Source organism: Serratia sp. JSRIV004 (assembly GCF_019968705.1).
Classification (GTDB): domain Bacteria; phylum Pseudomonadota; class Gammaproteobacteria; order Enterobacterales; family Enterobacteriaceae; genus Chania; species Chania fonticola_B.
Window position 1 is genome coordinate 3652438 of sequence record NZ_CP074140.1, and the last position, 25271, is coordinate 3677708.

General features: G+C 55.6%; 19 protein-coding genes. 3 read left to right on the forward strand and 16 right to left on the reverse strand.

What is annotated here, in order from left to right; translation table 11 throughout:
• The 13 genes from KGP21_RS17595 to KGP21_RS17655 all read right to left on the reverse strand — a co-directional run bounded on the left by KGP21_RS17595 (window position 1) and on the right by KGP21_RS17655 (window position 17053).
• Entirely contained in the window at window positions 1-1095 is a 1095-nt protein-coding gene (locus KGP21_RS17595) for an acyl-CoA desaturase (RefSeq protein ID WP_223499954.1), read from the reverse strand.
• Window positions 1088-2206: a sterol desaturase family protein gene (locus KGP21_RS17600; RefSeq protein WP_223499955.1), complete on the reverse strand. Its 1119-nt coding sequence runs from the start codon at window positions 2204-2206 to the stop codon at window positions 1088-1090. Before KGP21_RS17600 ends, KGP21_RS17595 begins: the two co-directional genes overlap by 8 nt.
• The gene (locus KGP21_RS17605) at window positions 2203-2820 is read right to left on the reverse strand and encodes a phosphatase PAP2 family protein (RefSeq protein WP_021805667.1); all 618 of its coding nucleotides are present in this window, start codon (window positions 2818-2820) and stop codon (window positions 2203-2205) included. Before KGP21_RS17605 ends, KGP21_RS17600 begins: the two co-directional genes overlap by 4 nt.
• Window positions 2817-4103: a F390 synthetase-related protein gene (locus tag KGP21_RS17610; RefSeq protein ID WP_223499956.1), complete on the reverse strand. Its 1287-nt coding sequence runs from the start codon at window positions 4101-4103 to the stop codon at window positions 2817-2819. The genes KGP21_RS17605 and KGP21_RS17610 overlap by 4 nt, the downstream gene beginning before the upstream one ends.
• Window positions 4100-4906 carry an MBL fold metallo-hydrolase gene (locus tag KGP21_RS17615; protein WP_021805669.1) on the reverse strand — a complete coding sequence of 269 codons (807 nt, stop codon included), beginning with the start codon at window positions 4904-4906 and terminating at the stop codon, window positions 4100-4102. The genes KGP21_RS17610 and KGP21_RS17615 overlap by 4 nt, the downstream gene beginning before the upstream one ends.
• Window positions 4899-5915, reverse strand: coding sequence for an NAD(P)-dependent oxidoreductase (locus KGP21_RS17620; RefSeq protein WP_021805670.1), 1017 nt, complete (start codon window positions 5913-5915; stop codon window positions 4899-4901). The genes KGP21_RS17615 and KGP21_RS17620 overlap by 8 nt, the downstream gene beginning before the upstream one ends.
• On the reverse strand, window positions 5912-6919 hold the full coding sequence (locus KGP21_RS17625; RefSeq protein ID WP_223535904.1) for a 3-oxoacyl-[acyl-carrier-protein] synthase III C-terminal domain-containing protein: 1008 nt from the start codon (window positions 6917-6919) through the stop codon (window positions 5912-5914). The genes KGP21_RS17620 and KGP21_RS17625 overlap by 4 nt, the downstream gene beginning before the upstream one ends.
• Before the next feature lie 358 nt (window positions 6920-7277).
• The gene (gene narI / locus KGP21_RS17630) at window positions 7278-7955 is read right to left on the reverse strand and encodes a respiratory nitrate reductase subunit gamma (protein ID WP_094983215.1); all 678 of its coding nucleotides are present in this window, start codon (window positions 7953-7955) and stop codon (window positions 7278-7280) included.
• Between the two features lie 2 nt (window positions 7956-7957).
• Complete coding sequence (gene narJ / locus KGP21_RS17635) at window positions 7958-8680, reverse strand: nitrate reductase molybdenum cofactor assembly chaperone (RefSeq protein WP_094983214.1); 723 nt, start codon at window positions 8678-8680, stop codon at window positions 7958-7960.
• Complete coding sequence (gene narH / locus KGP21_RS17640) at window positions 8677-10221, reverse strand: nitrate reductase subunit beta (RefSeq protein WP_223535905.1); 1545 nt, start codon at window positions 10219-10221, stop codon at window positions 8677-8679. Before narH ends, narJ begins: the two co-directional genes overlap by 4 nt.
• Window positions 10218-13979, reverse strand: a complete 3762-nt coding sequence (locus KGP21_RS17645; protein WP_166732792.1) for a nitrate reductase subunit alpha — start codon at window positions 13977-13979, stop codon at window positions 10218-10220. The genes narH and KGP21_RS17645 overlap by 4 nt, the downstream gene beginning before the upstream one ends.
• A gap of 389 nt (window positions 13980-14368) precedes the next feature.
• Complete coding sequence (locus tag KGP21_RS17650) at window positions 14369-15115, reverse strand: winged helix-turn-helix domain-containing protein (RefSeq protein WP_059201093.1); 747 nt, start codon at window positions 15113-15115, stop codon at window positions 14369-14371.
• Between the two features lie 540 nt (window positions 15116-15655).
• Window positions 15656-17053, reverse strand: coding sequence for a NarK family nitrate/nitrite MFS transporter (locus KGP21_RS17655; protein ID WP_094983211.1), 1398 nt, complete (start codon window positions 17051-17053; stop codon window positions 15656-15658).
• 353 nt (window positions 17054-17406) lie between these two features.
• Between KGP21_RS17655 and narX the strand changes: the two genes are divergently transcribed.
• Window positions 17407-19191, forward strand: a complete 1785-nt coding sequence (gene narX, locus KGP21_RS17660; protein WP_223535907.1) for a nitrate/nitrite two-component system sensor histidine kinase NarX — start codon at window positions 17407-17409, stop codon at window positions 19189-19191.
• A 9-nt stretch (window positions 19192-19200) separates the two neighbouring features.
• Window positions 19201-19851 (forward strand): two-component system response regulator NarL, encoded by a 651-nt coding sequence (gene narL / locus KGP21_RS17665; RefSeq protein WP_021805679.1) that lies wholly within the window; start codon window positions 19201-19203, stop codon window positions 19849-19851.
• Here the strand turns inward: narL and KGP21_RS17670 are convergent.
• The 3 genes from KGP21_RS17670 to KGP21_RS17680 form a co-directional block, all read right to left on the reverse strand.
• Complete coding sequence (locus KGP21_RS17670; protein ID WP_223535909.1) at window positions 19848-21629, reverse strand: YchO/YchP family invasin; 1782 nt, start codon at window positions 21627-21629, stop codon at window positions 19848-19850. The two genes, narL and KGP21_RS17670, sit on opposite strands and share 4 nt — an antisense overlap.
• Before the next feature lie 420 nt (window positions 21630-22049).
• A complete protein-coding gene (gene cbl, locus KGP21_RS17675) occupies window positions 22050-23003 on the reverse strand; it encodes an HTH-type transcriptional regulator Cbl (protein ID WP_223535911.1) in 954 nt (317 codons plus the stop codon).
• 309 nt (window positions 23004-23312) lie between these two features.
• On the reverse strand, window positions 23313-24008 hold the full coding sequence (locus KGP21_RS17680; RefSeq protein WP_021805682.1) for a gamma-glutamylcyclotransferase: 696 nt from the start codon (window positions 24006-24008) through the stop codon (window positions 23313-23315).
• 375 nt (window positions 24009-24383) lie between these two features.
• Here KGP21_RS17680 and KGP21_RS17685 point away from each other — a divergent pair, with 375 nt between their 5' ends.
• Window positions 24384-25202, forward strand: a complete 819-nt coding sequence (locus tag KGP21_RS17685; RefSeq protein WP_021805684.1) for a siderophore-interacting protein — start codon at window positions 24384-24386, stop codon at window positions 25200-25202.
• Window positions 25203-25271: the final 69 nt, after the last annotated feature.

Genomic DNA, 25271 nt, shown 5'->3' on the forward strand with positions numbered 1-25271 from the left:
TCATAGAGGCTGTTGCCCCATCGTACGTAGGAAGCGTTGCTGCTGTTGCAACAGCTCACGATAGCTGATGCAGCGATAATCCATGGCATAGCGTGGCGCGAGTTCAGCCAGAATGGCGGCTAGCGCTGGATAATGGCGGTGATTCCAGCCGGGGAACAGATGATGGGTGAGATGATAATTCAGCCCGCCGGTCAGATGATGCAACCACTTCGGCGAGGTTTCCCAGTCGCAGGCAGTGGCAAAGTTGTGCCGATACCAGCCCTGCGGCATTTGGCCTCCTTCTGGCACCGCGTAAAACTCAGCCTGCGCCCAGTGGGTACCCAGCAGTAAGAACACCACCAGCAGCGAGGCTAACATCTGGCTCAACAGATAGGCGATCAGCACCGTTTGCCAGCCAATGCCGTGTTGCTGGCAAACCACCAACGGGATCACCAGCACCACCACTATGTGACACAGTTTGCTGGCAATAAACACCGCCCAGCCCTTGCGTCCGGCCAGCACACCCTCGGCGGCCAACGGGGTTTTGCCCAACCGGTCTGACCAATCAAACACCAGCGCGATATAGGGCAGCGACAAGGCGGCAATCAGCGGCCAGTAAAGGTGCTGATAGCGCATGTGCGCTCGCCATTGCTGGAACGGCGTCTGGCGGAAAAAGCCGTTCTCTTCGGTGTCCAGATCGTAATGTTCGACGTTGGCATACACATGATGATAGCTGACGTGCCTTGTCCGCCAATAGTCCGGATCGACCCCCAGCGGGATCGTCACCAAACGCCCCGCCAGACGATTCACCCAAGGAGTGCGGGCGAACGCGTTATGCGAAGCGTCATGATTGACGTTGACGTTCAGCAACATGCCCATCATGACAAAGGCAAAGTAGCACAGCATAAACGCCAGTCCCTGCTGCTGCACCAGGCTAAGCAGGTAGAACCCCACGCACAACAAAAGCAGGACGATAGCCTTGACCCAACGGGCCACATCGGCAAAGCGGTGATCGTTACGGCCGCTCAGATAAGCATAGGTCCGTCGTTTCAGTTCACGATGAAACGCCTGTTCCCCATCGGCAGGGAAAGAGAGTGGCGGCAACGAATCAACCATGCACTGCCTCCTTCTGGCGTCCCCAGCCAGCAGCAACGGCGCAGCCATGCACGGCAATGCCGCAGGTCATCAGCCACCAGTAAGGTTGGTGCCAACCCAGCGCCAGCAGCAACAGCAGTGGAGCGGCCAACGCCACCAGTAACCAGACCTTTACGCCCCAGCTACGGCCTTCGGCAATCCCACCCAGCGCCACCGCACCTACCGCCAACAGCATAAACAGTATCGCCTGCTCGCCGGTCAGGCCGTTGTAGCCGTAACCGAAACGATACACGTAGCCCAGCACCAGGGCGAACAGCAGCAACGCACCACTCACCATACACCAGGCGGAACTGCGGAAACGGGTGCTATTGGCCGAGGGTTTGAAAGGCAGTTTGAAGTAGCGCAAAAACGGCTGATTGCTGGCCCAGAACGGGTTAGCCGACGATTTCTCCCCGCGTACGCCATAGGCGAAAGGCTCGGTTGGCAGCGACGGTCCAAAGGTGCCAAACAGCTTGTCCCAGAAGATAAAGCTGCCGCCAAAATTACGGTTGGAATAGGCCAGATCGTTGACGTGATGTACCCGATGGTGCGCCGGGGTAACGAAGATTTTTTCCAGCCAGCCCAGCTTTGGGGTCAGCGCATTATGGTTAAACAGCTGAATGCCGTAATGCAGGATCGAAACGGTGATAAACACCGAAAGCGGCACACCGGCCAACGCCAGCAGCATAAAGAACGGGATCGACGTTAATGACGAATACCACGAGTTACGTACGCCCAACGACAGATTGAAGTGTTCGCCCTGGTGATGCACCACATGCACCGCCCACAGCAGGCGGAAACGGTGATGCAGACGGTGTAACCAGTAAAAACCAAAGTCCCACGCCAGCAGGGCAAACAGCCACACCAGCGCGACCGGCCAGCTATCTACCAGACCCAGGCTGTAATGGGTCGCCACATAGCCATAGCAGAAGATCTCCAGCCCCCGGAACAGCCACAGCATGATATGCCCGGAGTTGAGGTTGAAGATCACATCGTGCCAATCAACGCTGCCCCGGTTGCGCTTTTGCAGCCACAGGGCTTCGCCCAGCACCACGCACAGCATAAATATTATCGGTATTACCAGATCGGTCATGGTCGTTCTCCCTGACGATAATCACTGACAATCCATCGAACATGCTGGCAGGCATAGCCTACGGCCATGGCCAACACCGCTCCACTGAGCAAATCCACCAACAGGTGACGGCGCAGTTGCAGAATAGAGAAGGCAATCGCCACTCCCCAAACCGACAACAGTACGCTGCGCCATTTTTTCCGGCTGTCCGCCACGGCCCACACGGCCAGGGCCGTCAAGGCTATATGCAAAGAAGGTAAACAGTTTTGTTTGGAATCAATCCCGATCAATGCCGCCAGCATGGTTGAGCTGAGTGAACTGCCCTGATCGACCGGGTAGTCCATCGTCGTCGGCCACAGCAGATAGATGGCCCCCGCAACAAGAGCGGCAAGCTGCATTGAGCTTCTAAGCCATTTGATCCGGCTCAGCGGACACAGCAGATAGCACAGCGGAACGATCAGGAAAAAAGACAGGTATAGCCAGATAGCATGCGGACTGAAGGGAATGGCACGATCCAGCCAACTCGGCGTCAGCTGATAACCAGCGCCTTGCCATCGGTCAGTGCTGTTATAAATCAGGCCGACAAAGCCCCAACCCAGCAGCATTTGCCATAGGCGATAGATCACCTCTTTCATGGCACCTCCGGCAACCGTACGATACGTCGGCATTTAGCATCGAACTGCGGCATGATGCGTTGCGCGGTCAGTTGCCATTCCAGTTGCTGCACCGCGATACCCTGCTGGGTAAACAGCGCAATCAGTTGCTGCTGGCAATGTACCAGTTCTTCCGGACTGCAGTCGGCCATCAGGTGCAGCCGCTGGCCAGACAACTGGGTCAGGCGATAATCCGCCACGGCGGGCAACGCGTTGGCAATCACCCGGCGGCACAAATCGGCAAAAACTCGCTGCGCCTCCCCCTGCAATCCTGGCAGCATCAGTTGATCGTCACAGCGTCCCTCAATCTGCTCCAACGCCATGCTGGCCTGGCCACACGGGCAAGGCTCTTTACGCCGAACCAAAATATCATCCAGCCGATAACGTACGATCGGCTGCGTACGGCGGGTAAAATCGGTGATCAGCGGGGTAAAGCGTTGCTCATCGATCCACTGTGGTTCCACGTGGATAAACTCTTCGTTCAGATGCAAGGTGCCGTGGCTACAGGTGGCAGCCAGAAAACCTTCGGTGGCCTGATAGACTTCGCCCACGTCGGCAAATACCCGCTTTAGCAGTTGGCGATCCTGCGGCTCCAGCACCTCAGCCACCGAGATCACCTTTTTCACCTGTAGTTGTAACTCGCCCCGTTCGACCGCATGAGCCAACGCGCACAATACCTGCGCAGGTGCGACCACGATGGTGGGTTGCTCCCGTTCAATCTGCGGTAAGTGCTCGGCAAAGGGTGCAAACAGATCGTAAAACGTCAGGCTCAACCAGCGGTTGTTGACGCTGTGATACAGATTGTTGTCCGCACGCAGAAACAGCGCGACACGCTCACCGGCAAATACCCCTTGCGGCAGCATTTTGGCCAGCATGCCCCCAGCCCAGATCTGCTGCTCCTGCGGGCTGACCACAAATACGCCGCGCCTCCCGGAGGTGCCGGTCGATAGACCTACACTGTATTTGCCCACTTTTGGGGTGAAGTCGCGATCGGTTTCGCTGCGCCGGGCACAGGCCAACAGCGCCTCAAGTTGCAGCCCGGCGGTATTCATCCGATCAAAATGCGTCATCATGATCGCTTTGTCCATTTCTGGCCATTCGCTCACAGGTAACAGACAGTATGGCCGGAAATAGGGGCTATACGCCAATACCCGGCGGGCAAAGCGTTTTAACTGACGCGCCTGGTAAGCCTCCAGTTCTGCCCGTTCGGTGAAATGCAGCCTGCGCGCTCGCAGATAGTGCCACAGCGTCATCAGCGGGATCATAAATCCCCCTCATGGCACAACAGGATCTCCGCCGCGCCGCCGTGATGCAGCTGGTTGAGCGCTTCAAGGGTTTGGTAGTAGCTACGCGGGTTGTCCATGATCAGGTTCGCCAGCCGCGAAGGGCCACGCAGTTGCTGGTAGTTCAGCGGCGACCAGGCGGCGTCGCTTGCCAGCAGCGTCCAGCCCGCGTCGGTTTGGACAAAGGCGCCAAGGTGGCCCGCAGCATGCCCTGGCAGAGGAACAATGAAGATTTGCCCATCGCTGCCCGGCAGCGCATATCCCTGCTGGAACGGTGCCAGTTCGGCTGGCAGACTCTGTAGCGGGAATGACTCCACAAACTGCAATGCGGATTCAAACTCCTCGGGGATCAACCCCGGTATAAACGCCCGCTTCAGGGCGGCAAAGCCACGCAGCTCTCGAGTTTGCTGCCAGCCCTCACCGGAACAAATCATGTTGAGGCTGCTGAAATCACGCAGGCCAGCGATATGGTCAGCATGAAAATGGGAAATAATCACCGCCTCAATATCACTCACACTGACACCCCGGCTACGCAACTGCTCAAGCAGCGCCTGCTGTGGGCTGAAATAAACCGGGGTGATCTGGCTATACAATCGGAAAATACCGCTGGCGGTGTACTGTTGGAAATAGCTGGCATAACCGGTATCCCATAACCAGCGACGCTCTCCCACCTCCAACAGGTAGGCACGAGAGGGGAATTTGCAGCTACGCATTGGCGAGCCACGCAGCGCCATGCAGCCAAGGTGGGTACAATAGCCGATTTCAAAGGGGGTAATGTTAGCCATGCGCCGCCATCCCCTGCTGTTTCATCCATTGCCCTGTCAGCTCTATCCCCTGCTCCAGGCTATAACGTGGCCGGTAACCCAGCTCTTCAATCGCGCGGCTGTTATCCAGCGTCATATCAAAATAGGCGGCCGCCGCGCTGTAGCGCGTCAGCATCGGCTCTTTGCCGGTAAAATGGGCTATCAATTCCATGCCCCCTGCCACCGCCCACAACAGCCGGTAAGGCAATGCCTGCACCCGATATTGCCAGCCTAGCTGCTGGGCCAGCAGTTGGTGCAGCATATCCTCCAGCCGCTGCGGCTGTTGGTTGGTGATGTTATAAATGCCGCCAGAAGGCAAATTCGGCCGGTTGCTGGCCAGATCCATTGCATGCACTACGTTGAGCACAAAGGTCAGATCCAGATAGGCTTTACCGCCACCGGGCAGGCGCAGAGCACCTTTGTCACGCTGCATCTGGGCCAGGATCCTGGGTACGATCACTCGGTCATGTGGCCCAAACAGGCCACGAGGTCGCAGGATCAGGTACGTGGTTTGCGGATAGCGATGCAACAGCGCACCAATGCTCTGTTCGGCAGCATACTTACTGGCGGCGTAATGATTGGCAAACCGGCGGGCAGATTCACCCTCGGCAATGTTGTGATGATGTTTAAAGTCAAAATAGATCGCCGGGGTCGAGATATGAATAAAGCGCTTCACGCCACAGCGCCCGGCAGCTTTGGCGAGCTTTTCCGTGACGTAGGTGTTGGCCTGGAAAAACGCCCTGCGATCGCCCCACGGGGCAGATTTGGCGGCACAATGCCAGACAATGTCATACCCTTTCATCAGCTGTTCGCACTGTTCCGCCCCAGCACGGGTCAGGTCCAACGGGGTAAACTTTGCCCCCAGTGCCGCCAACTCACGGCCAACGGCTTCATCACGCCCGGTGGCATGCACCTGATGTCCGGTAGCCAGCAGCCACTCGGCCGCATTGCGCCCTAACCCACTGGTCGCTCCGGTTACCAAGACTTTCATGGCAGCAGAACCATGCCGCCCAGGGTCAGCCCAGCAGCGGTACCGATCAACATTACCGGCTGATTGGCATTCAGCCTGTCAGTGATCGCCGCCTCGTGCAACGCGGAAGGAATTGACGCCGCCACCTGGTTGCCCCGGTAACGATAGATATCCACCAACGCCTCTGGCGCTACATGCAGCCTTTTGCGCATATGTTCCAGCGAGAGATGGCTGGCCTGATGCGGCACCACGGTGGCGATTTGTGGCAAGGTGAGCCCCGCGGCGTTCAGCAAACGCTCAAGGTAGCCTTCAATCAGCGCCGAAGCCTGGCGGAACAGCTGCTTACCCTTCATATGGAACAGAAAATCGCTGTCGTTCATCCCGGCACGCGGGTTACGACGTGTGCCACCGGCGCGGATTTCACACAGATCGCTGCCTTCCGGGTAGGTTTCCATCAGGTAGGACAAAATCCCGCTGCGCCCATCGCCGCGTTCCACAATGGCACAGGCGGCACCATCGCCAAAAATCAGTGAGGACTCTTCATCTTCCCAGTCGATACCGCGCGAGGCGATATCAGCAGAGACGATGGCAATACGCCGGTAAACGCCTGCGTTGAGTAGCCCAGCCGCCACCTGCAATGCGCTAATAAAGCTGACGCAGCTGGTATTGATATCAAAACCTGCGGTACCTGAGGGTAAGCCGGCGATTTTAAGAATATGCGCGGCACTAAAGGGCAATGCCTGTACGGCAATGGCCGAGGCCGAGATCAACAGATCGATGGAGTCACGCGAAATAGTATGGCGAGCCAGCGCGTCATCCAATGCGGCGACGGCCAGTTCAGCCTGGCTGGCCTGATTGCTGGCATGAAAGCGATGAATAATCCCCGAGCGTTTTTCTACATAGCCGTCGGGTTTGTTCAACTGCCGATCCAACGCCGAAGATTCGACGCAGCCGGGAGGCAAAGCCGCTCCTGTCGCAATGATTTTCAGCGGCAGCACGGGGTGGGACAGGTTATCAATGGTCATAGGTGTTCAGTCTGCTTATCCCTAACTCGTTTGGCTTAGCATCCAGCGTAATTAATCAAACTTTTTACGCTCTTTTGATCTAGCCCTTATTTAACATCAGCATAAGGAAAATCCTAACAAGAATTTTTACTGATTGATTCCGTTCGCTTAACTAACCTGGTAAACCATGCCGTTAACCTAATGGCACAGCCTAGATCAACGCCGAAAAGAGATCTATAAGAATAAGCTGTTTGGCCAAGTCCTGGGCGGCTAAGGCAGGCCAAAATCAATGACTGAATCAACGGTAAAAGGGTATTGATGCGGGGAAAACCGAACAGCGGCAACGTCCAAAGACCTTGCCGCTGGGTAACGCGGGGAATTAACGGCGGTTACGCACCAACTGGTAGCGGCGAGTCAGATATTCCACCGGCACGCTCCAGATATGCACCAGGCGGCAGAACGGGAATATCAGGAACAGAGTCATGCCGAGCACGATATGAATCTTGAATATCAGTGCAACCCCTTCCAGGTGTTGAGCTGCACCGCCATGGAAGGTCACCACCGCTTGCGCCCAAGCGACCAACTTCAGCATCTCGCTGCCGTCCATGTGTTGAGCAGAGAACGGAATGGTCAACAGCCCCAGGCACACCTGTACGACCAGCAACGTCAGGATCAGGATATCCCCTACGCTACTGGTGGCGCGGATACGTGGGTTGGTCAGACGGCGCTTTAATAACAGCACACCGCCCACCAACATCATCACGCCACAGGCCCCACCGGCAAACATCGCCATTTTCTGCTTCACGGCCATCGGCAGGAAAGACTCATACATCCAGTGCGGCGTCAGCATGCCGAGGAAATGCCCGGCAAAAATGCCCAGAATGCCAATATGGAACAGATTGGAGGCCAGCCGCATGCCCTTTTTATCCAGCATCTGGCTGGAGCCAGCACGCCAGGTGTATTGCCCGTAGTCGTAACGCAGCCAACTGCCGATCAGGAAGATCGCCCCGGCGATATACGGATAGATATCGAAGAAGAAAAGCGTCATAAAGTGCATGATTAGCGTCCTTTGGTTGCCGTGGTCATCGAGCCCACATCCAGATACTGTGGCGCCACCGCCCCAGCAAAGCGCCGCTGGTGAGTGGCTTGCTGCGCCGAAGCACAACCCTGCTCACCCAAAAACTTGATCTGTTCTTCTTCCCAGACGGCATCCAGTGCCTGTGGCGTGTCGTCACGTGTTTCACCGGCAACTTGCGGCTGCAGACTTTGGGCTGCAACGCCACTAGCAGACAACACCAGCAGCAGATCGAACAGCACCGCATACGGGCTTTGACGCTGCTGCAAGCGAGCACCCAGCAGGGCCAGAATGGGGGCGATATCCTGCAATCCGCCCTGAGCTTCCTCTTTGTTGCGGCTAGCCAGATACTCCAGATACAGCGGCAGGAAGTCCGGCAGTTCGCGGCTATCGATCTCCAGCCCGGCTTCGCGGTATTGCGCCATCAGATCGACCATAGCCTGGCCGCGATCGCGGGATTCACCGTGAACATGCTCAAACAACAACAGTGAAGTCGCACGGCCACGATCGAACAGCTCGCAATACTCCGCCTGCACGTCCAGCAACGGACGGGCACAGAAGCGGCGGATAAACAGAATCAACTGGGCGCTGTGATGCAAGTCCAGTTCACAGGCCGGTTCCAGGGCTTCCACCAGCTCTTGCTGATGGTCAAACAGTTCCTGCTCAGGATAATCCAGCAGGCGGGCAATAATTCGCAGAGCGATCATGAAGCATCCTCCTTGCGCGGGGATTTCTGCGTCACGTCGATGGCATCGATGCGGCGGCTGTTAAACAGGTTGAACTTGCTGTCGCTGCCGTGGCAACCGTCGCCAAAGCTGAAGCCACAGCCTTTGCTTTCCGGGAAGGCTTCGCGAGCCAGTTCACGATGGCTGGAAGGCACGACGAAACGGTCTTCGTAGTTAGCGATCGCCAGATAGCGATACATCTCTTGCGCCTGCGCCTCTGTCAGCCCAACCTGCTCCAGCGCGCTGGTATCCACCACGCCGTCCACGGTTTCTGCCCGCTTGTAGTGGCGCATCGCCAACATCCGTTTCAGCGCCAACAGCACCGGAGCGGTATCCCCGGCGGTCAACAGATTCGCCAGGTATTGCACCGGGATGCGCAGGCTTTCGACATCAGGCAACACGCCGCTATGGGCCAACTCACCGGCATCGGCAGCCGACTGGATCGGAGACAACGGCGGCACGTACCACACCATCGGCAAGGTGCGATATTCCGGGTGCAGCGGCAACGCCAGCTTCCAGTCCATCGCCATCTTGTAAACCGGTGACTGCTGCGCAGCCTCAATCACCCCTTGCGGGATACCGTCTTTCAGCGCTTGATCAATCACCGCCGGGTCGTGCGGATCGAGGAAGATATCCATTTGGCTCTGATACAGGTCTTTATCGTTCTCTGTAGCGGCCGCTTGTTCAATGCGGTCGGCATCGTACAGCAGCACGCCGAGATAGCGGATACGCCCCACGCAGGTTTCCGAACAGACGGTCGGCTGGCCAGCCTCAATCCTTGGGTAGCAGAAGATGCACTTCTCGGATTTGCCGCTTTTCCAGTTGAAGTAGATTTTCTTGTACGGACAGCCGGTCAGGCACATCCGCCAGCCGCGGCATTTATCCTGATCGATCAGCACAATGCCATCTTCGCCGCGTTTATAGATCGCACCGCTCGGACAAGTCGCCACACAGGCCGGGTTCAGGCAGTGCTCGCACAGCCGTGGCAGATACATCATGAAGGTGTTTTCGAACTGGCCGTACATCGCCTTCTGCATGTTGTCGAAGTTTTTGTCCTTGGCACGTTTGTCGAACTCTCCGCCGAGGATCTCTTCCCAGTTTGGGCCACTTTCGATCTTGTTCATCCGTTGACCAGTGATCAGCGAGCGCGGACGGGCGATCGGCTGATGCTTGCCCTGCGGGGCAGTGTGCAGATTCTGGTAGTCGTAATCGAACGGCTCGTAATAATCGTCCAGCGCGGGAACATCCGGGTTGGCAAAGATCTTCGACAGCAGGCCAACGCGGTTACCCATGCGCGGCTCCAGCTTGCCGTTGATTTTGCGTATCCAGCCGCCCTTCCACTTATCCTGATCTTCCCAGGCGTTGGGATAGCCGATGCCCGGCTTGCTTTCCACGTTGTTGAACCAGGCATATTCCATGCCTTCGCGGCTGGTCCAGACGTTCTTACAGGTTACCGAACAGGTATGGCAACCGATGCACTTGTCCAGGTTGAGCACCATGCCAACTTGCGAACGAATTTTCATTTGGCTTTCTCCTGCTGGCTGCCCTGCGCGTAGTCGTTACCTTCGCCGTCTAACCAGTCGATATGGTCCATTTTGCGCACCACCACAAACTCATCGCGATTCGAGCCAACGGTGCCGTAGTAGTTAAAACCGTAGGCCAACTGCGCATAGCCGCCGATCATATGGGTCGGTTTCGGGCACACGCGGGTCACCGAGTTGTGGATCCCGCCGCGCTGACTGGTAATTTCCGAGCCTGGAATGTTCACGATACGTTCCTGCGCGTGATACATCATGGTCATCCCCGACGGAATACGCTGGCTGACCACCGCACGAGCGGTGAGCGCGCCGTTGGCGTTGAAGGCCTCGATCCAGTCGTTATCTTCAATGCCCAAATCTTTGGCATCGTCCTCACTCAGCCAGACGATTGGCCCGCCGCGTGACAGGGTCAGCATCAACAGGTTGTCACTGTAGGTGGAGTGAATGCCCCACTTCTGGTGCGGCGTCAGGAAGTTCAGCGCCTTCTCTTTGTTGCCGTTCGGCTTTTTATTCAGCAACGGCTGCGCGGCACGAGTGTCGATCGGCGGACGATAAACCAGCAGGCTTTCCCCGAAGGCACGCATCCACTCGTGATCCTGATACAGCTGTTGGCGGCCACTCAGGGTGCGCCATGGGATCAGCTCATGCACGTTGGTGTAGCAGGCGTTGTAAGAAACGTGTTCGTCTTCCAGGCCAGACCAGGTTGGGCTGGAGATGATCTTGCGCGGCTGGGCCTGAATATCGCGGAAGCGGATTTTTTCGTCTTCCTTGTTCAGCGCCAGATGGGTGTGATCGCGCCCGGTAATGTTGCTCAGTGCCTGCCAGGCTTTCACCGCCACCTGCCCATTGGTTTCCGGTGCCAACGAGAGGATCACCTCCGCCGCATCGATAGCGCTTTCGATCTTAGGCCGCCCAACTGCCGGGCCTTCGGTCTTCACGTAGTTGAGCTTTTTCAGGAAGTCGACTTCGGTCTGGGTGTTCCAACTGATGCCCTTACCGCCATTGCCAAGCTTGTCCAGCAGCGGACCAAGTGAGGTAAAGCGCTCGTAGGTCGCGGGATAATCGCGTTCTACCACCATGATGTGTGGCGCGGTTTTGCCCGGGATCAGCTCGCACTCGCCTTTCTTCCAGTCTTTCACGCCGTAGGGCTGTGCCAGTTCGGCGGCGGAGTCATGCTGGATCGGCAGCGTGACGATGTCGGTCTCCTGGCCCAGGTGACCAACGCACACCTCGGAGAAGGCTTTGGCGATACCCTTGTAGATCTCCCAGTCGCTCTTGGAATCCCAGGCAGGATCGACAGCCGCAGACAGCGGATGAATAAACGGATGCATATCCGAGGTATTCATATCGTCTTTCTCGTACCAGGTAGCGGTGGGCAACACGATGTCGGAATACAGGCAGGTGCTGGACATGCGGAAATCAAGCGTCACGACCAGATCCAACTTGCCTTCGCCGCCGTTATCCAACCACTCGACTTCCTGCGGTTTTACGCCGCCCTGTTGGCCCAGATCCTGGCCCTGGATGCCATTCTCGGTCCCCAGCAGGTATTTGAGCATGTATTCATGCCCCTTGCCGGAGGAGCCCAGCAGGTTGGAGCGCCAGACGAACAGGTTACGCGGGAAGTTCTGCGGGTTGTCCGGCTGTTCGGCAGCAAAGCGGACGTTGCCCTGTTTCAGGCTCTCCACGGTGAAGTCAAGCGGCGTCTGACCGGCAGCTTTGGCCTGAGCGGCCAGATACAGCGGGTTAGTGTCCAGTTGCGGTGCCGATGGCAACCACCCCATGCGCTCGGCACGCACGTTCAGGTCGATCAGGCTGCCAGCAAACTGGCTCTTGTCCGCCATCGGTGACAACAGCTCTTCGGTGCCAACCGTCTCATAGCGCCATTGGCTGGAGTGGTTGTAGAAGAACGAGGTGCTGTTCATATGGCGCGCAGGCCGTTGCCAATCCAGACCAAAGGCCAGCGGCGTCCAACCGGTTTGTGGGCGCAGCTTTTCCTGGCCGACATAGTGCGCCCAGCCGCCGCCGCTTTGGCCAACGCAACCGCAGAAGATCAGCATGTTGATCAACCCGCGATAGGTCATGTCCATGTGATACCAGTGGTTGACACCGGCCCCAACGATAATCATCGAACGGCCGTGGGTTTTCTCGGCGTTCTCGGCAAACTCGCGCGCAATGCGGATGATGTTGTGGCGTGATACGCCGGTGATTTGTTCTGCCCAGGCTGGCGTATAGGCTTTGACTTCGTCATAACCGTTGGCGCAGTTGGCATCATTCAGACCACGATCCAGGCCGTAGTTAGCCAGCGTCAGGTCGTAGACGCTGGTCACCAGCGCCTGGCTGCCGTCCGCCAGTTGCAGGCGTTTTACCGGCAGCTTGTGTAGCAGGATGTCGTCCAGCGCCACGCTGTTGAAATGCTCACTCTCGGCACCGCCGAAGTATGGGAAGCCAACGTCAACCACCTCATCATGGCTGCCTAGCAGGCTGAGTTGCAGCACCACATCCTGCTGGGCTTTACCTTCACGCTGTTCCAGGTTCCATTTGCCCTTCTCACCCCAACGGAAGCCGATGGAGCCCTGCGGCGCCACCAGTTCACCGCTTGTCTGATCCAGCGCGACGGTTTTCCACTCGGGGTTGTTTTCCTGCCCAAGGCCATCCACCAGATCGGCGGCGCGCAGAAGGCGGCCAGCGGCGTAATAGCCCTCGGTGCGCGGTTCCAACATCACCAGCATCGGCATATCGGTGTAGCGGCGTACATAGTCGCGGAAATAGCCAACTTCACGATCCAGATGGAACTCTTTAAGCATCACGTGGCCCATCGCCAGCGCCATGGCGCTATCGGTACCCTGTTTCGGGTTCAGCCACTGGTCGCATAGCTTGGCTACTTCCGCGTAGTCTGGCGTCACCGCGACGGTTTTGGTGCCCTTGTAGCGAACCTCGGTGAAGAAGTGGGCATCCGGGGTGCGCGTTTGCGGCACGTTGGAGCCCCAGGCAATGATATACGAGGAGTTGTACCAGTCGGCGGATTCAGGCACGTCGGTCTGTTCGCCCCAGGTCATCGGCGAGGCCGGTGGCAAATCGCAGTACCAATCGTAGAAGCTCAAGCAGGTGCCGCCAATCAGCGATAGATAACGGGCACCGGCTGCGTAAGACACCATCGACATCGCCGGGATCGGCGAGAAGCCGATAATGCGGTCCGGGCCAAAGGTCTTGGCGGTATAGACGTTGGAGGCGGCGATCAGTTCATTGACCTCCTGCCAACTGGAACGAACAAAACCACCGCGGCCACGGGCCACTTTGTAGCTTTTGGCTTTTTCCGGGTCGGAAACGATCGAACCCCAGGCATCAACCGGATCGCTGTGCAAGGCTTTAGCCTCGCGCCATAGCTTGATTAGGCGTTTGCGCATCAGCGGATATTTCAGGCGGTTGGCGCTGTAGAGATACCAGGAATAGCTGGCACCACGTGGGCAGCCACGGGGCTCATGGTTGGGCAAATCAGGACGGGTGCGTGGATAATCGGTCTGCTGGGTTTCCCAGGTAACCAGGCCGTTTTTCACATAGATTTTCCAGCTACAGGAGCCGGTGCAGTTAACACCATGGGTGGATCGCACCACTTTGTCGTGCTGCCAACGGCTGCGGTAACCGTCTTCCCAATCGCGGTTGGTGTTCAGCGTTTGGCCATGACCGCCAGAGAAAGGTTCGGCCAGCTGTTTGAAGTAGCGGAACCGGTCTAGAAATTTGCTCATCCGGAGTTCTCCTGAAGGCTCATCACCCTACGAGTTTCAAGCCGCAGCTTGAAAGACGACGGGCATATTGTTGTAAGAAGTTGCCAAGTGACATTGCTCAATCTGCGGCCAAGGCTACTGATGCTCTGCCGGGCGTAACTTGATTGCGATCAAGGGAATCAGTGAGGAAAAACGTGGGGGACGTTGGAAATACCACTAAAGGATGATCGTTAGAATTAACGCTATCACATTGTAATAAAACAAGAATTATAGACTAGTAAAGAGACACGCCTGGCGAACCCCCTGAAGCGGAAATTTGGGGGTAGAGGCGGTAAAAACGGAAATGTGAGCAAGATTAATGACAGAATGACCGGATAATCTTGTCTGAAACGGCTTCCAGGGACTCCCTGCTAGCGAGTCCGACATTCAACCCGCATTTCCTTTTCATTCCCCGCCAGATACACGCAGTTCAGCGCCTGGGGATTAACACCAGCAGAGGTGTCTAATGAAAAAGAGAGAAACATTCGAGGGCTGTTTAGCTGCTCATGCTGTATTGCAGGCCTGGTCCGACTGCCCAATGCATAGGATAAAAGTGAAACTGTCAACAGCGCAATAAACGCCGCCAGATACGTCAATACCCGGCCCCCTGGTATTAGCGTGTTTTGCCTGGGATCATCCAAAGCCATTTCGCTTAATATCGGATGCATGCAGGAATAATCTTCCGGCACCGTTGCATTTTCAATAATTTCATCGACCATATGATTTAATTTGCCCGCAGATAAATCACTATTAATAGTTTCAGCATTATTATTGCCAGGAATAATCTCCGTGGCGACGGCAGATTCTCCTGATGATATAAAGTTAAAAATTGCTTTATCGTCCACCTTATAACCAAGACGAGGAATGGTCCGGATGAGAGCATGCTCCGTGTCGCCAATTTTCTGGCGAATGGACTTAATCGTCTGATTGATTGTCGAGTCTGAGCAATAGGTGCCTTTCCAGATAGTCTCAATGATTTCTGAGCGGCTCACCAACTCAGGCGACCGGTTAACCAGCAGGGAAAGGATCTGCAGCTCTTTCCAACGTAGGCGTGAACGCTGCCTGGAGGGGAGCAAAACATCAAAATTTATGATTTTTATTTCCTGTTCAGCAGCCACTTTTCATTTTCCTTATGAGTTCACAGCGTCCCCATTTGTATAGACATATGAAAAAATGTTCAACAATTTAAATATAAACTCGGTGAAACAGACTGACTTTATATTTCACCTGTTTTTCATAACTTAGTGAAATCATGCAGCTCACTGAGAAAAAACCATCCCCTCCTGGTCCATGGCCAATTCAGACATAAACCACTCCGCACCAAGGATTATGGGCTTTATTTTCTGATGAAACAGTGGGCATTAAGATTTTATCAATAGATAAACATGGGTTGCTCTTATCCTCACTCAACAAAAAAGCGATGTTAATATAGACCAATAAAACCGCCAAAAGTCGGTAATATTACACAGCGGAGTTTCGGCAAAATAGCGGTGACTTCACCGATTGGCAATCACTGAAACAACGGGTGGGAATTGAGAGGGTAGACACTCCCCGGCAAGCGAGGAGTGTCTGATTACTGACAGGCAATGGTGCACAATGGGTAGGCGTCGCACATGTTCGACAGTAGGGTCGCCGCATATTGCCTTCGCTTGACTCAACTAGCGTGAAACCTTTTTACGGCCGTAAACCCCCCAGGTCACCACGACACACAGAATATAAAACACCAGGAAAATCTTCATCGCCCCAGCCGGTGAGCCAGTCAACGCCAGCGAAGTCCCAAACGCCTTGGGAATAAAGAACCCCCCTGCTGCACCAATCGCCGAGATAAAGCCCAACGCCGCAGCCGAATCGGTTACCGCCTCGCGCTGTGCCAACTCATCGCTTCCTCCTTCGGCTTTCACTCTGTCCACGGTGATTTTACGAAATATCACGGCGATCATCTGGAAGGTCGAGCCGCTGCCCAACCCGGCGGTGAGGAACAGCACCATAAACACGCCATAGAAGGCCATAAACGAGCCCTGATGATCGCTACCCGGCAAGGTCAGGAACAGCAAGGCGGCGAAAATAGCCATGACTATAAAGTTCAGCAACGTCACACGAATACCGCCAAAGCGATCGGAAAGCGCCCCGCCCACGGGACGAGCCAGCGCCCCAAGGAACGGCCCGAAGAAGGCATAATGCAGGATCACCACGTCAGGAAACTGGGTTTTCGCCAGCATGGCAAAACCGGCAGAGAAACCAATAAAGGAACCAAAGGTTGCCAGATACAACAGGCTCAAAACCCACAGATGCCCCCGTTTCAGTACCGGCAGCTGTTGGCGCAAAGAAGCCTTTGAGGCGGCCAAATCGTTCATACCGAACCAGGCCGCCAGCGTTGCCACCAGCAGGAAAGGCACCCAAATCCAGGCGGCGTTTTCCAACCACAGCTGGCTGCCGTCTGGCTGTGTCTGCCCAGTGCCGCCCAGGAAGCCGAACATGGCGAGCGAGATGGCTAACGGAGCCACCAGTTGCATTACGCTGACCCCCAGATTTCCCAGACCGCCGTTCAGCCCCAACGCGCCCCCCTGCTTCGCCTTCGGGAAGAAGAAGCTGATGTTCGCCATGCTGGAAGCAAAGTTGGCCCCAGCAAAACCACACAACAGCGCGATAATGATAAATACGTTGAATGAGGTGGTCGGATCCTGTACCGCATAGCCCAACCACAGGCAAGGTACCAGCAGGAAACAGGTGCTGATGGCCGTCCAACGGCGGCCACCAAACATCGGGATCACGAAGGAATACGGCACGCGCAGGATCGCGCCGGAAACCGAAGGCAATGCGGTCAACAGAAACAGCTGATCGGTGGTGAAGTTAAAACCCACTTTGTTCAGATTAACCGCCACGGCGCTGAACAGCATCCAGACGCAGAAGGCGAGCAACAGGCAGGGTATGGAGATCCACAGGTTGCGGCGGGCAATGCGGTGCCCGCTCTGCTGCCAGAATTCGCTGTTCTCAGGTTGCCAGTCCTGAATAACCGCACCCGTTTTTTTTGCTAAAGGCGTTGCAGATTGCGACATAATAACCTCAGAAACACGGTGATAACTGCGCACACCCTAGTTGATCCCCTCAAGCGGTAAAGTTGACGCAAATCAATGAGCAAGCAGGTAACTCATGGCGGAAAAACCTCATACATCCCTTAGTGAGTAGCCAATCCAGTCCAGCTAATCTATTGGTATTCAGCAGGTTATACCACAGTAGAGCTAATGGTTTGGCTATGGGTCAGACCACCGGAAACTAAGGGGTACTTCGTTAGGGGTATGGGGTTACGCCGGGGGATGAGGAAAAATGGCTGCTATTGACGTAATTTGGCGGCCGGATTTTCGGGTATCTACTCTCTGGTTTCTGCTGCTCTCTAGGGGACGCGTATTCGATGAAACGCTTGCTGGCTCCGCTTTCCATCGTTAACCAGGTTGCCCTGCTAATGCTACTGCTGGGGGTGCTGGGTATCGCCGGAATGAGTATTTCCGCCTGGATGTCGCAAAGCATTCAGGGCAATGCTCATGCCATCAACAAGGCGGGCTCCCTACGGATGCAGAGCTACCGTCTGCTGTCTCAGGTCCCTCTGGATGCCCGCAGTGACCTCCTGATGCAGGGATTGGATCAGGATGAAACCAGCCGCGATTTGCAGCTGGCGTTGGAGCGCGAAGGGCTAACCCCACAGTTGCTGACGCTGCGTGACTATTGGCTAAACCAGCTGCAACCGCGGCTGCGCCAAGCACAACGCCCCGCCGATGCGGCCCCCCAAGTGGCCCATTTTGTCAGCCTGCTGGACAAGCTGGTTTCCGATATCGATCATCAAACCGAACGGCGCTTGTTGATGGTGACGCTGGTTCAGGGGGGATTTATCGCCCTGACGCTATTGCTGCTGATCGGCACCATCTGTTATCTACGCCGCCGTTTGCTGCACCCTTGGCGTCAATTGGTGGCACTGGCGCTGGCGGTTGGCCGCGGTGATTTCAGCCACCGCTTTGCCCAACGTGGGCATCAGGACGAGATGTCTTCCCTAGGCGCCGCGCTCAACACCATGTCCGACGAGCTTGCCACCATCTATGCCAGGCTGGAGCAACGTGTCGCAGAAAAAACCGCCGACCTGCAACAGAAAAATCAGGTGCTGGGTTTTCTGTATCGCACCAGCCGGCAGTTGCACACCAGCGAGCCGATCTGTAGCCGCCTGACGCCGATCCTCAACCAGTTGCAAACCTTGACGCCGCTACACAGCATCCAGGTACGGCTGTATGAAAACAACAGTCAGGAACAGTTTCTACAATTAAGCGGTAACCAGCCATTGAGGCCGGAGTATTGCCATAATCCGGTCTGTAGCGCCTGCTTGAGCGAACATCAGCCGCATAGTCAGGGCCATCCTTCTCTTAGCTGGAGCCTGAGTGACCAACTGGGCAATTATGGCATCGTCGTCGCTCAACATGCACCAGAACAACGGCTAAGCGATGAGCAATGTCAGTTGATGAATACCCTGATAGAGCAGTTGACCAGCGTATTGGCGATAGAACGCCAGGTTGACCACCAGCAGCAGTTGATGTTGATGGAAGAGCGTGCCGCGATTGCCCGCGAGTTACACGACTCCATCGCTCAGTCCCTCACCTGCTTGAAAATGCAGACCAGTTGCCTGCAAATGCAGGGGGGCGAACTCCCTCCAGCCAGCCTGGCGCTGGTGCAACAGATGCGTGAAGAGATCAGTACCGCCTATCGCCAGTTACGCGAGCTGTTAACCACCTTCCGCCTGCGCTTGACCGAGCCTGGCCTGCTGGCGGCACTACAGTCTACGGTACAAGAATTCAACCAGCGGCTGGGGATCACCATCGAACTGGATTATCAGTTAGGACCACGAAGCATACCGGCCTATCAGGCGATCCACCTGCTGCAGATCGCGCGTGAGGCATTGAGTAACATTCACCAACACGCGCAGGCCAGCCAGGTCGCGATTCGGGTGACCAACCTGCAGGGCGAAGTCACCCTGAGCGTCAGCGACAATGGCCGTGGTCTGCCAGATATCAGTGAACGGCCCGATCATTACGGCCTAATCATCATGCGCGATCGCGCCAAAAGCCTGCATGGCCAGTGCGAAATCTTGCCGTGCAGCGGCGGCGGCACCGAAGTCCGGGTGACGTTCCGCCCGGATAACTCCGCTATTGAATAAGGAAATACTATGACGACCGAAGAAGCTGCCACCATACTGCTGATTGACGATCACCCCATGCTGCGTAACGGCGTCAAGCAGTTGATTAGCATGGATCCGCGGCTGCAAGTCATCGCCGAAGCCAGCAATGGCGAACAAGGGGTGGAACTGGCGGAGACGCACGATCCCGACCTGATCCTGTTGGATCTGAATATGCCCGGACTGAACGGCCTGGCAACCCTGGATCGCCTACGCCAAACCGCCCTTTCCGGCCGCGTGGTGGTGTTTAGCGTCTCCAACCATGAAGACGATGTAGTAAGCGCGCTGAAACGCGGTGCAGATGGCTATCTATTGAAAGATATGGAACCAGAGGAACTGCTCAAGGCGCTGCATCAGGCGGCGGCAGGGCAAATGGTACTGAGCGAAGCATTGACTCCAGTGCTGGCGGCCAGCCTGAGGGAAAACCGCCCGGCGGTAGAACGCGACATCCAGCAGTTAACCCCGCGCGAGCGCGACATCCTCAAGCTGATCGCGCAGGGGCTGCCAAACAAGCTGATCGCCCGTAAACTGATGATCACCGAGAGTACCGTCAAGGTGCACGTGAAACACCTGCTGAAGAAGATGAAACTGAAGTCCCGCGTAGAAGCCGCCGTTTGGGTGTTGGGTAATAAGAAGGATTAGTTACCCTCTGGGTGCAACGGCCCGGTAACCGCCGGGATTGCCGGTGGCTGCAGGGTTTGCGGCGGTGGTAACCCAGGCTCCCCTTCAATAGACAAGCTCAGGGGAGCGGTAACCTGTAGCGTGATCCAGTTCGAGGTGGCTTTCTGCTGCTTTTCATCCTCAAGGGTGACGGACAGTTGGTAGTGATTACTGGCCCCTGGCGTCTCATCCCACGCGGGCACCGTCAAGGTCCACCCCTGCGGATCGTTGATATTCGCCGGTGGCGTCAGGCTGACTGCTTGAGTGTCCCCTTGCCAGTTGACCGCAGCGATCTTATTGGCCGCCTTGATTTCCAGCACCAGCGGCAGCGTTTCCCCTGGATTCAGGCTCCATGACGGCGTCGCCAGAAACACCTGCAACGTTTTGCTTTCACGGAACTCCAGCACCGGCACATTATTACGTTCAATGCTGTCATAGCGGCTACCGCGCAATGATTTGGCCTGTTCTACGTAGTACGGAGAAATCTGTTTGAGCAGCGGCACCCCAAGGCGGTAGGTCATGGCCAGCTCGACCTTGTCCTGGGTTTCGCCCACATTATCCAGTTTGTGTAAGGCTTTGACCGTGACCAACGGGACCGGCGTATAGTTGAGCCCCACCTGCATAGCGCTAGGATCGGTTTGTTTGTTGCCATTGCCTAGCAGATCGACGCTGGCGCCGCGATACTGTTCAAAGCTGAGCGAGGCCCCAAGCTGGTGGTAAAACGGCAGATAACCTTGAGTGGTAATGTCGTAGCCACGCGCCGGACGGCCGAGAAAGACGGCATTATTTGCCTGTGGTGAAAATGATGATAGCGGGTGGTAATAGTTGGCCGATAAGCGTAGATAGTCACCCCAGGCTTCTGCACCGATGCTGCCGCGGTTGCGCTGATTCTGGAAATCACTGTCGAGTACGGAGTTGTAGCCCAGCAGCCAATCCCCCACCACCCAGCGCTGCCCCAGACCAAAATTACCCTGTGAACCGTTAGCCTTTTGCAGATAACCCACCTGGCTGTAGGTCAACAAACCATCCACGTCATAGAGCGGGCTGAACAACTGACCGCTGCTGCCGGTAAAATCCCCTTCAGGTGTGACAGCAAGCGACAATTTAGCGGTGCCAAGTGGCGAAAGCAGCTCCTCGGTCTCCTGCTGTAAGACCGAGCTGGCCTGGTTGGTCAGGTAATCTTTGGTATCGGCGCGCGCCCGCTCGCTGGATATCTGGTTAAGATTCTGCTCTGCCAGCTTTTTCGCCCGCGTAGCCCACTCTTTTTCTTTTTCGGCATCGTTGACGCCAGCGCTGCCCAGATCCGGCAGTTCTTGCGCCGGGGATGCTTGCGCCTTGACCTCACTGACCACAGCCGCAGGCTTTTCTACCGGGGTCACGGCCGCAGGCACTTTAGCCGCGATATCAGCCGCATTTGCCACCGCCGGTGGAGCAATAACCTGGGTTTCTGCTGGAGGCGCTACTGTCTGAGCTTCTGCTACCGCCGCCTTTGGTACTACCGTCTGGGTTTCTACTGTTGCAGTCGGTGGCGCTTTAGCCAGATCGTCAATCACGCTCGTCCCAACCGAGGGTGCTTCCACCGTAACCTCAGCTTCACTTTTTACTGCAGCGGGTGCCTCAGCCTGGGCATCAGCCACGCCAGCCACTGCCGGGGGAGCTTCCGCCTGGGCGTTAAACATTATCACCGGTAGAGCTAATAACCCGAGTAAGCGCGTGCTGGATAACAACTGTGACATCTTTTGCTGAATAACCTTGGTCATAACCACGTTTGCCCTTCGTCTTCCTTGCCGCATGGCAAACTTACCTCGTTGACACTACCGTTCCGGCAGGAAGAAAAAACCTGCCGCACAGCATAATGCAACCTGAAGCCATAGGGTAAGCGATCGGCAAAAAGAAGCCATCGGAAAAAGCTGTAATCGAGGATTTCAACCAGAGGGTATTACCCGCGATAAAAAAGACGTCCGAACAGCACATTCCACCATTGGGGCAAACGTGCTGCACGGACGCCTGTTGAAATTCGTCGCGGATAGTCAACGTTTCCGCGTTAAAGATAAAGCAGCTTGTATGCCACTTTGCCAAGCTACAGATTTTAGAGTGTTATTGCCGTGCGATCTGTAATCCACCCCTCACTATTGCACAGTGATATGGCGCGTTTTGCACCATTCCAGCGCAATACAACTTCAGATCTGATAGTCGATAACCTGTTCCAACTGATCGGAGAACACTTTCTCTTTAATGTCCGTGAGCGACAAGGTGGGATTACATAGCTGGATAAACTGCCAGGTATAGTTACGTTGTAACTGACCGCGTTTCAGGCCCAACCAGACGGTATTAGGCTCAAACAAATGTTCGGCATTGAGGCTCACCAGCCCTCGATCGCGCTCTTTTTCAAACGACATATCCGCCAGAATGCCCACACCCAGCCCCAACTCAACATAGGTTTTGATGACGTCAGAATCCTGGGCACTTAACGCGATATCCGGCGTCAGCCCTGCGGCTTTGAATGCCGCATCCAGCCGTGAGCGCCCGGTGATCCCCTGCCGGTAGGTAATCAACGGTAACGTACTGAGCATTTCTAACGTGACCAGCGGCTGGCGTGTCAACTCGTGGCCTTCCGGAACCAGGATCGCATGGTTCCAGCGGTAATAGGGAAAAGCAGCCAATGACTCTTCGCTCATCAGGCGTTCACTGGCGATGCCGATATCCGCTTCGCCGCAGGCCAGCATAGCGGCAATCTCCTCCGGGCTCCCCTGATTAAGCACCACGCGTACCTGCGGATACAGCGCCCGAAACTCCTTAATCACCCCCGGTAGGCTGTAGCGGGCCTGGGTATGGGTGGTGGCAATATGGAGTTGGCCCGCGTCTTTACTGCTGAACACATCGGCCAGACGGCGGATATTATTGGCATCATTGAGGATGCGTTCCGCGACCACCAACAGCTCTTTGCCCGGTTCGGTCATGCCTAATAACCGTTTGCCACGGCGGATAAATATCTCAATCCCCAGTTCCTCTTCCAGCTCGCGAATATGACGGCTAACCCCAGACTGTGAGGTAAATAACGCATTCGCGACGTCAGTCAGGTTGTAGTTGCAACGCGCTGACTCACGGATAATTTTTAATTGCTGAAAATTCATTCCGTCCTCTTCTCTCCCCAAAACCGTTAACAATATTGATACGGAGTCTGGGCAAACAGAACAAATAAGGAATAGTCTTTACTTATAGCTTTTAATGCTAAGTGCATTTTTTATCATTAAAAATTCACCACCGCTTTTCTTTAGATTTTAAATGGCTTTAAAATTAATGAGATAAATAACCACCTTGATATTGTGGCTAAATGATTTATGCAGCAAAAAGTTATTACCTAGAGGGATAAGATATATCAACGCGAAGGTTGTTGAAGCATTTGGGGGCGCGCAATACCACGCCCCGACGGTAACTGAAGGTTAGGCCGTGGCTTCGCCACCTATTGGCCCCGAGGTGTTCTGTTGCAGCCACTGGCGGACATAGCCGACCAGATCGCCGATGCAGTCATCCTTCATGCCGTGATTTTTCAGCTCGTTGTCCAAGGCAAACAGATACTGCGCATTGGTGCCCAACGGGCCGCTGGCGCTGGCGATCAGCGGAGCGATCACCTGATGGCTGGTATCCGCTTCAAATAGCGGATGCTGCGGGTTCATCACAAACACCAAGGCGGTGACGATGCTGCCGTCTTCCAGCGTCAGGTCACACCAGGTTGGCAGATAGCAACCGGTGATCATCTCACGCTTCCACAGGAGTTCCAGCTCTTCACGTAGCTTATCTTCCGGCAGGCGGAAGGCCAGACCGGTGGTTTGCCCCCCTTCCTGTAGAGCAAGCATGCGCCCTGGCTGATGCAGCGTGCCCCGTCCGGCGGTCAAACGCAGGCAAAATGCCCGATGCCAGCCTTGCAGCGTCGCCGGGCGCACCTCTTCGGATTCAAATACCGGGTTCCACATCAGTGAACCATAGCCGAAAACCCATACTGGGCTATTATCCGGCCGCCTGGAGAGTGTACATGTCAGTGAGGCCGAGCGCTGTTCCGGCGTCAGCAACAGCGACTCTTCGATCGTGCCGAATGCCGTTTTGCAGTCTGCTTTTTGCAGAAAATCTCGAGTTAACACCTAATACAACCTCCTGGGAATAGGATTGCCCTAAACCCTTCGCCACTGTGTATGCAATTTCTTTTTTGGGATTCGGGGCGTATTTATTTCCACCGCCCCGATGCATTAATGACCATATTCTTTTCTGACCTTTCAATCAAGTTTCCAGGCATATTTAATGTGAAAAAGTATTTGTACCCAGAAGCAATAATAATTATAGACGTAAAACTTTACTCTTCCCCTGCGTTTTGTTAACAGAGCTCAGCGTTTTAACCGTAAAAAAATACAATCCGGGCGGATCACGCCGCTTGGCCTGATGTGCCACGCCAATCAGCAAACAATTCTCATTATCAAATGGCATGATATACTGCCTGCAGAATGATAAAGGAGAACCCCGTGACAACCGAAACCCCTCGCAGCCGCGCACCCTATTTGATCGAAGTTGCCCGTTTACGCGACATCACGCCGCACCTGCGCCGTATCACCTTCAGCGCGCCAGACCTGCGTTTTTACCCTGCTGAAGCCGCCGCCGCACATATCAAGGTGTTCTTACCGCTCGTAGGCCAAACCCAGCCAGACCTGCCCACGCTCACCGAGAAGGGCCCGGTGTGGGCCGCCGATGCCGTGCGCCCGCTAATTCGCACCTACTCTATTCGAGCCGTCCGCCCGCAACAGGGTGAAATTGATATTGAGTTTGCCCTGCACGACCATAGCGGGCCAGCGGTGAACTTTGCACGCCAGGCCAAGCCGGGGGATAAAATTGGTATCAGCAACCCTGGCGGCCCCAAACCAATGTTGCCAGCGGCCGACTTCTACTGCCTGGCTGGCGATCCTTCTTCATTACCGGCCATCGCCGCACTGCTGGAAAACTTGCCAGCACATAGCGAAGGCCACGCGTTTATCCGCGTCGATACCCCTGCGGACGTTATCGATCTGCAAAAACCTGCCGGTGTAGAACTAAGCTGGATCATTGGCGGCACGGAGAAAACGGCCGATCTCATCACGCAATTCTGCGCCTTGCCACTGTCGCAAAGCGGCACCCAGTACTGGCTGGCAGGTGAGGACCGCCTGGTGGTCGAACTGCGTCGTTACCTGCGCCGGGAGCGCCAATGTGAGCGTAATCAGCTTTATGCCGTACCTTACTGGCGTGAAGGGCTAAATGAAGAGGGTTACCACCAGAAAAGGCACGATATCATGGATAACATTGACTCCTGAACGCCATTATCTGCCTTATTTACCGTGAAAAATGCCAGTTAAAACCCTTTTATAGGCGTTTAACATAGA

Coding starts and splice junctions, on each gene's coding strand:
- KGP21_RS17595 (WP_223499954.1), bottom strand. CDS start 1,095: ATGGTTGATTCGTTGCCGCCACTCTCTTTCCCTGCCGATGGGGAACAG.
- KGP21_RS17600 (WP_223499955.1), bottom strand. CDS start 2,206: ATGACCGATCTGGTAATACCGATAATATTTATGCTGTGCGTGGTGCTG.
- KGP21_RS17605 (WP_021805667.1), bottom strand. CDS start 2,820: ATGAAAGAGGTGATCTATCGCCTATGGCAAATGCTGCTGGGTTGGGGC.
- KGP21_RS17610 (WP_223499956.1), bottom strand. CDS start 4,103: ATGATCCCGCTGATGACGCTGTGGCACTATCTGCGAGCGCGCAGGCTG.
- KGP21_RS17615 (WP_021805669.1), bottom strand. CDS start 4,906: ATGGCTAACATTACCCCCTTTGAAATCGGCTATTGTACCCACCTTGGC.
- KGP21_RS17620 (WP_021805670.1), bottom strand. CDS start 5,915: ATGAAAGTCTTGGTAACCGGAGCGACCAGTGGGTTAGGGCGCAATGCG.
- KGP21_RS17625 (WP_223535904.1), bottom strand. CDS start 6,919: ATGACCATTGATAACCTGTCCCACCCCGTGCTGCCGCTGAAAATCATT.
- narI (WP_094983215.1), bottom strand. CDS start 7,955: ATGCACTTTATGACGCTTTTCTTCTTCGATATCTATCCGTATATCGCC.
- narJ (WP_094983214.1), bottom strand. CDS start 8,680: ATGATCGCTCTGCGAATTATTGCCCGCCTGCTGGATTATCCTGAGCAG.
- narH (WP_223535905.1), bottom strand. CDS start 10,221: ATGAAAATTCGTTCGCAAGTTGGCATGGTGCTCAACCTGGACAAGTGC.
- KGP21_RS17645 (WP_166732792.1), bottom strand. CDS start 13,979: ATGAGCAAATTTCTAGACCGGTTCCGCTACTTCAAACAGCTGGCCGAA.
- KGP21_RS17655 (WP_094983211.1), bottom strand. CDS start 17,053: ATGTCGCAATCTGCAACGCCTTTAGCAAAAAAAACGGGTGCGGTTATT.
- narX (WP_223535907.1), top strand. CDS start 17,407: ATGAAACGCTTGCTGGCTCCGCTTTCCATCGTTAACCAGGTTGCCCTG.
- narL (WP_021805679.1), top strand. CDS start 19,201: ATGACGACCGAAGAAGCTGCCACCATACTGCTGATTGACGATCACCCC.
- KGP21_RS17670 (WP_223535909.1), bottom strand. CDS start 21,629: ATGACCAAGGTTATTCAGCAAAAGATGTCACAGTTGTTATCCAGCACG.
- cbl (WP_223535911.1), bottom strand. CDS start 23,003: ATGAATTTTCAGCAATTAAAAATTATCCGTGAGTCAGCGCGTTGCAAC.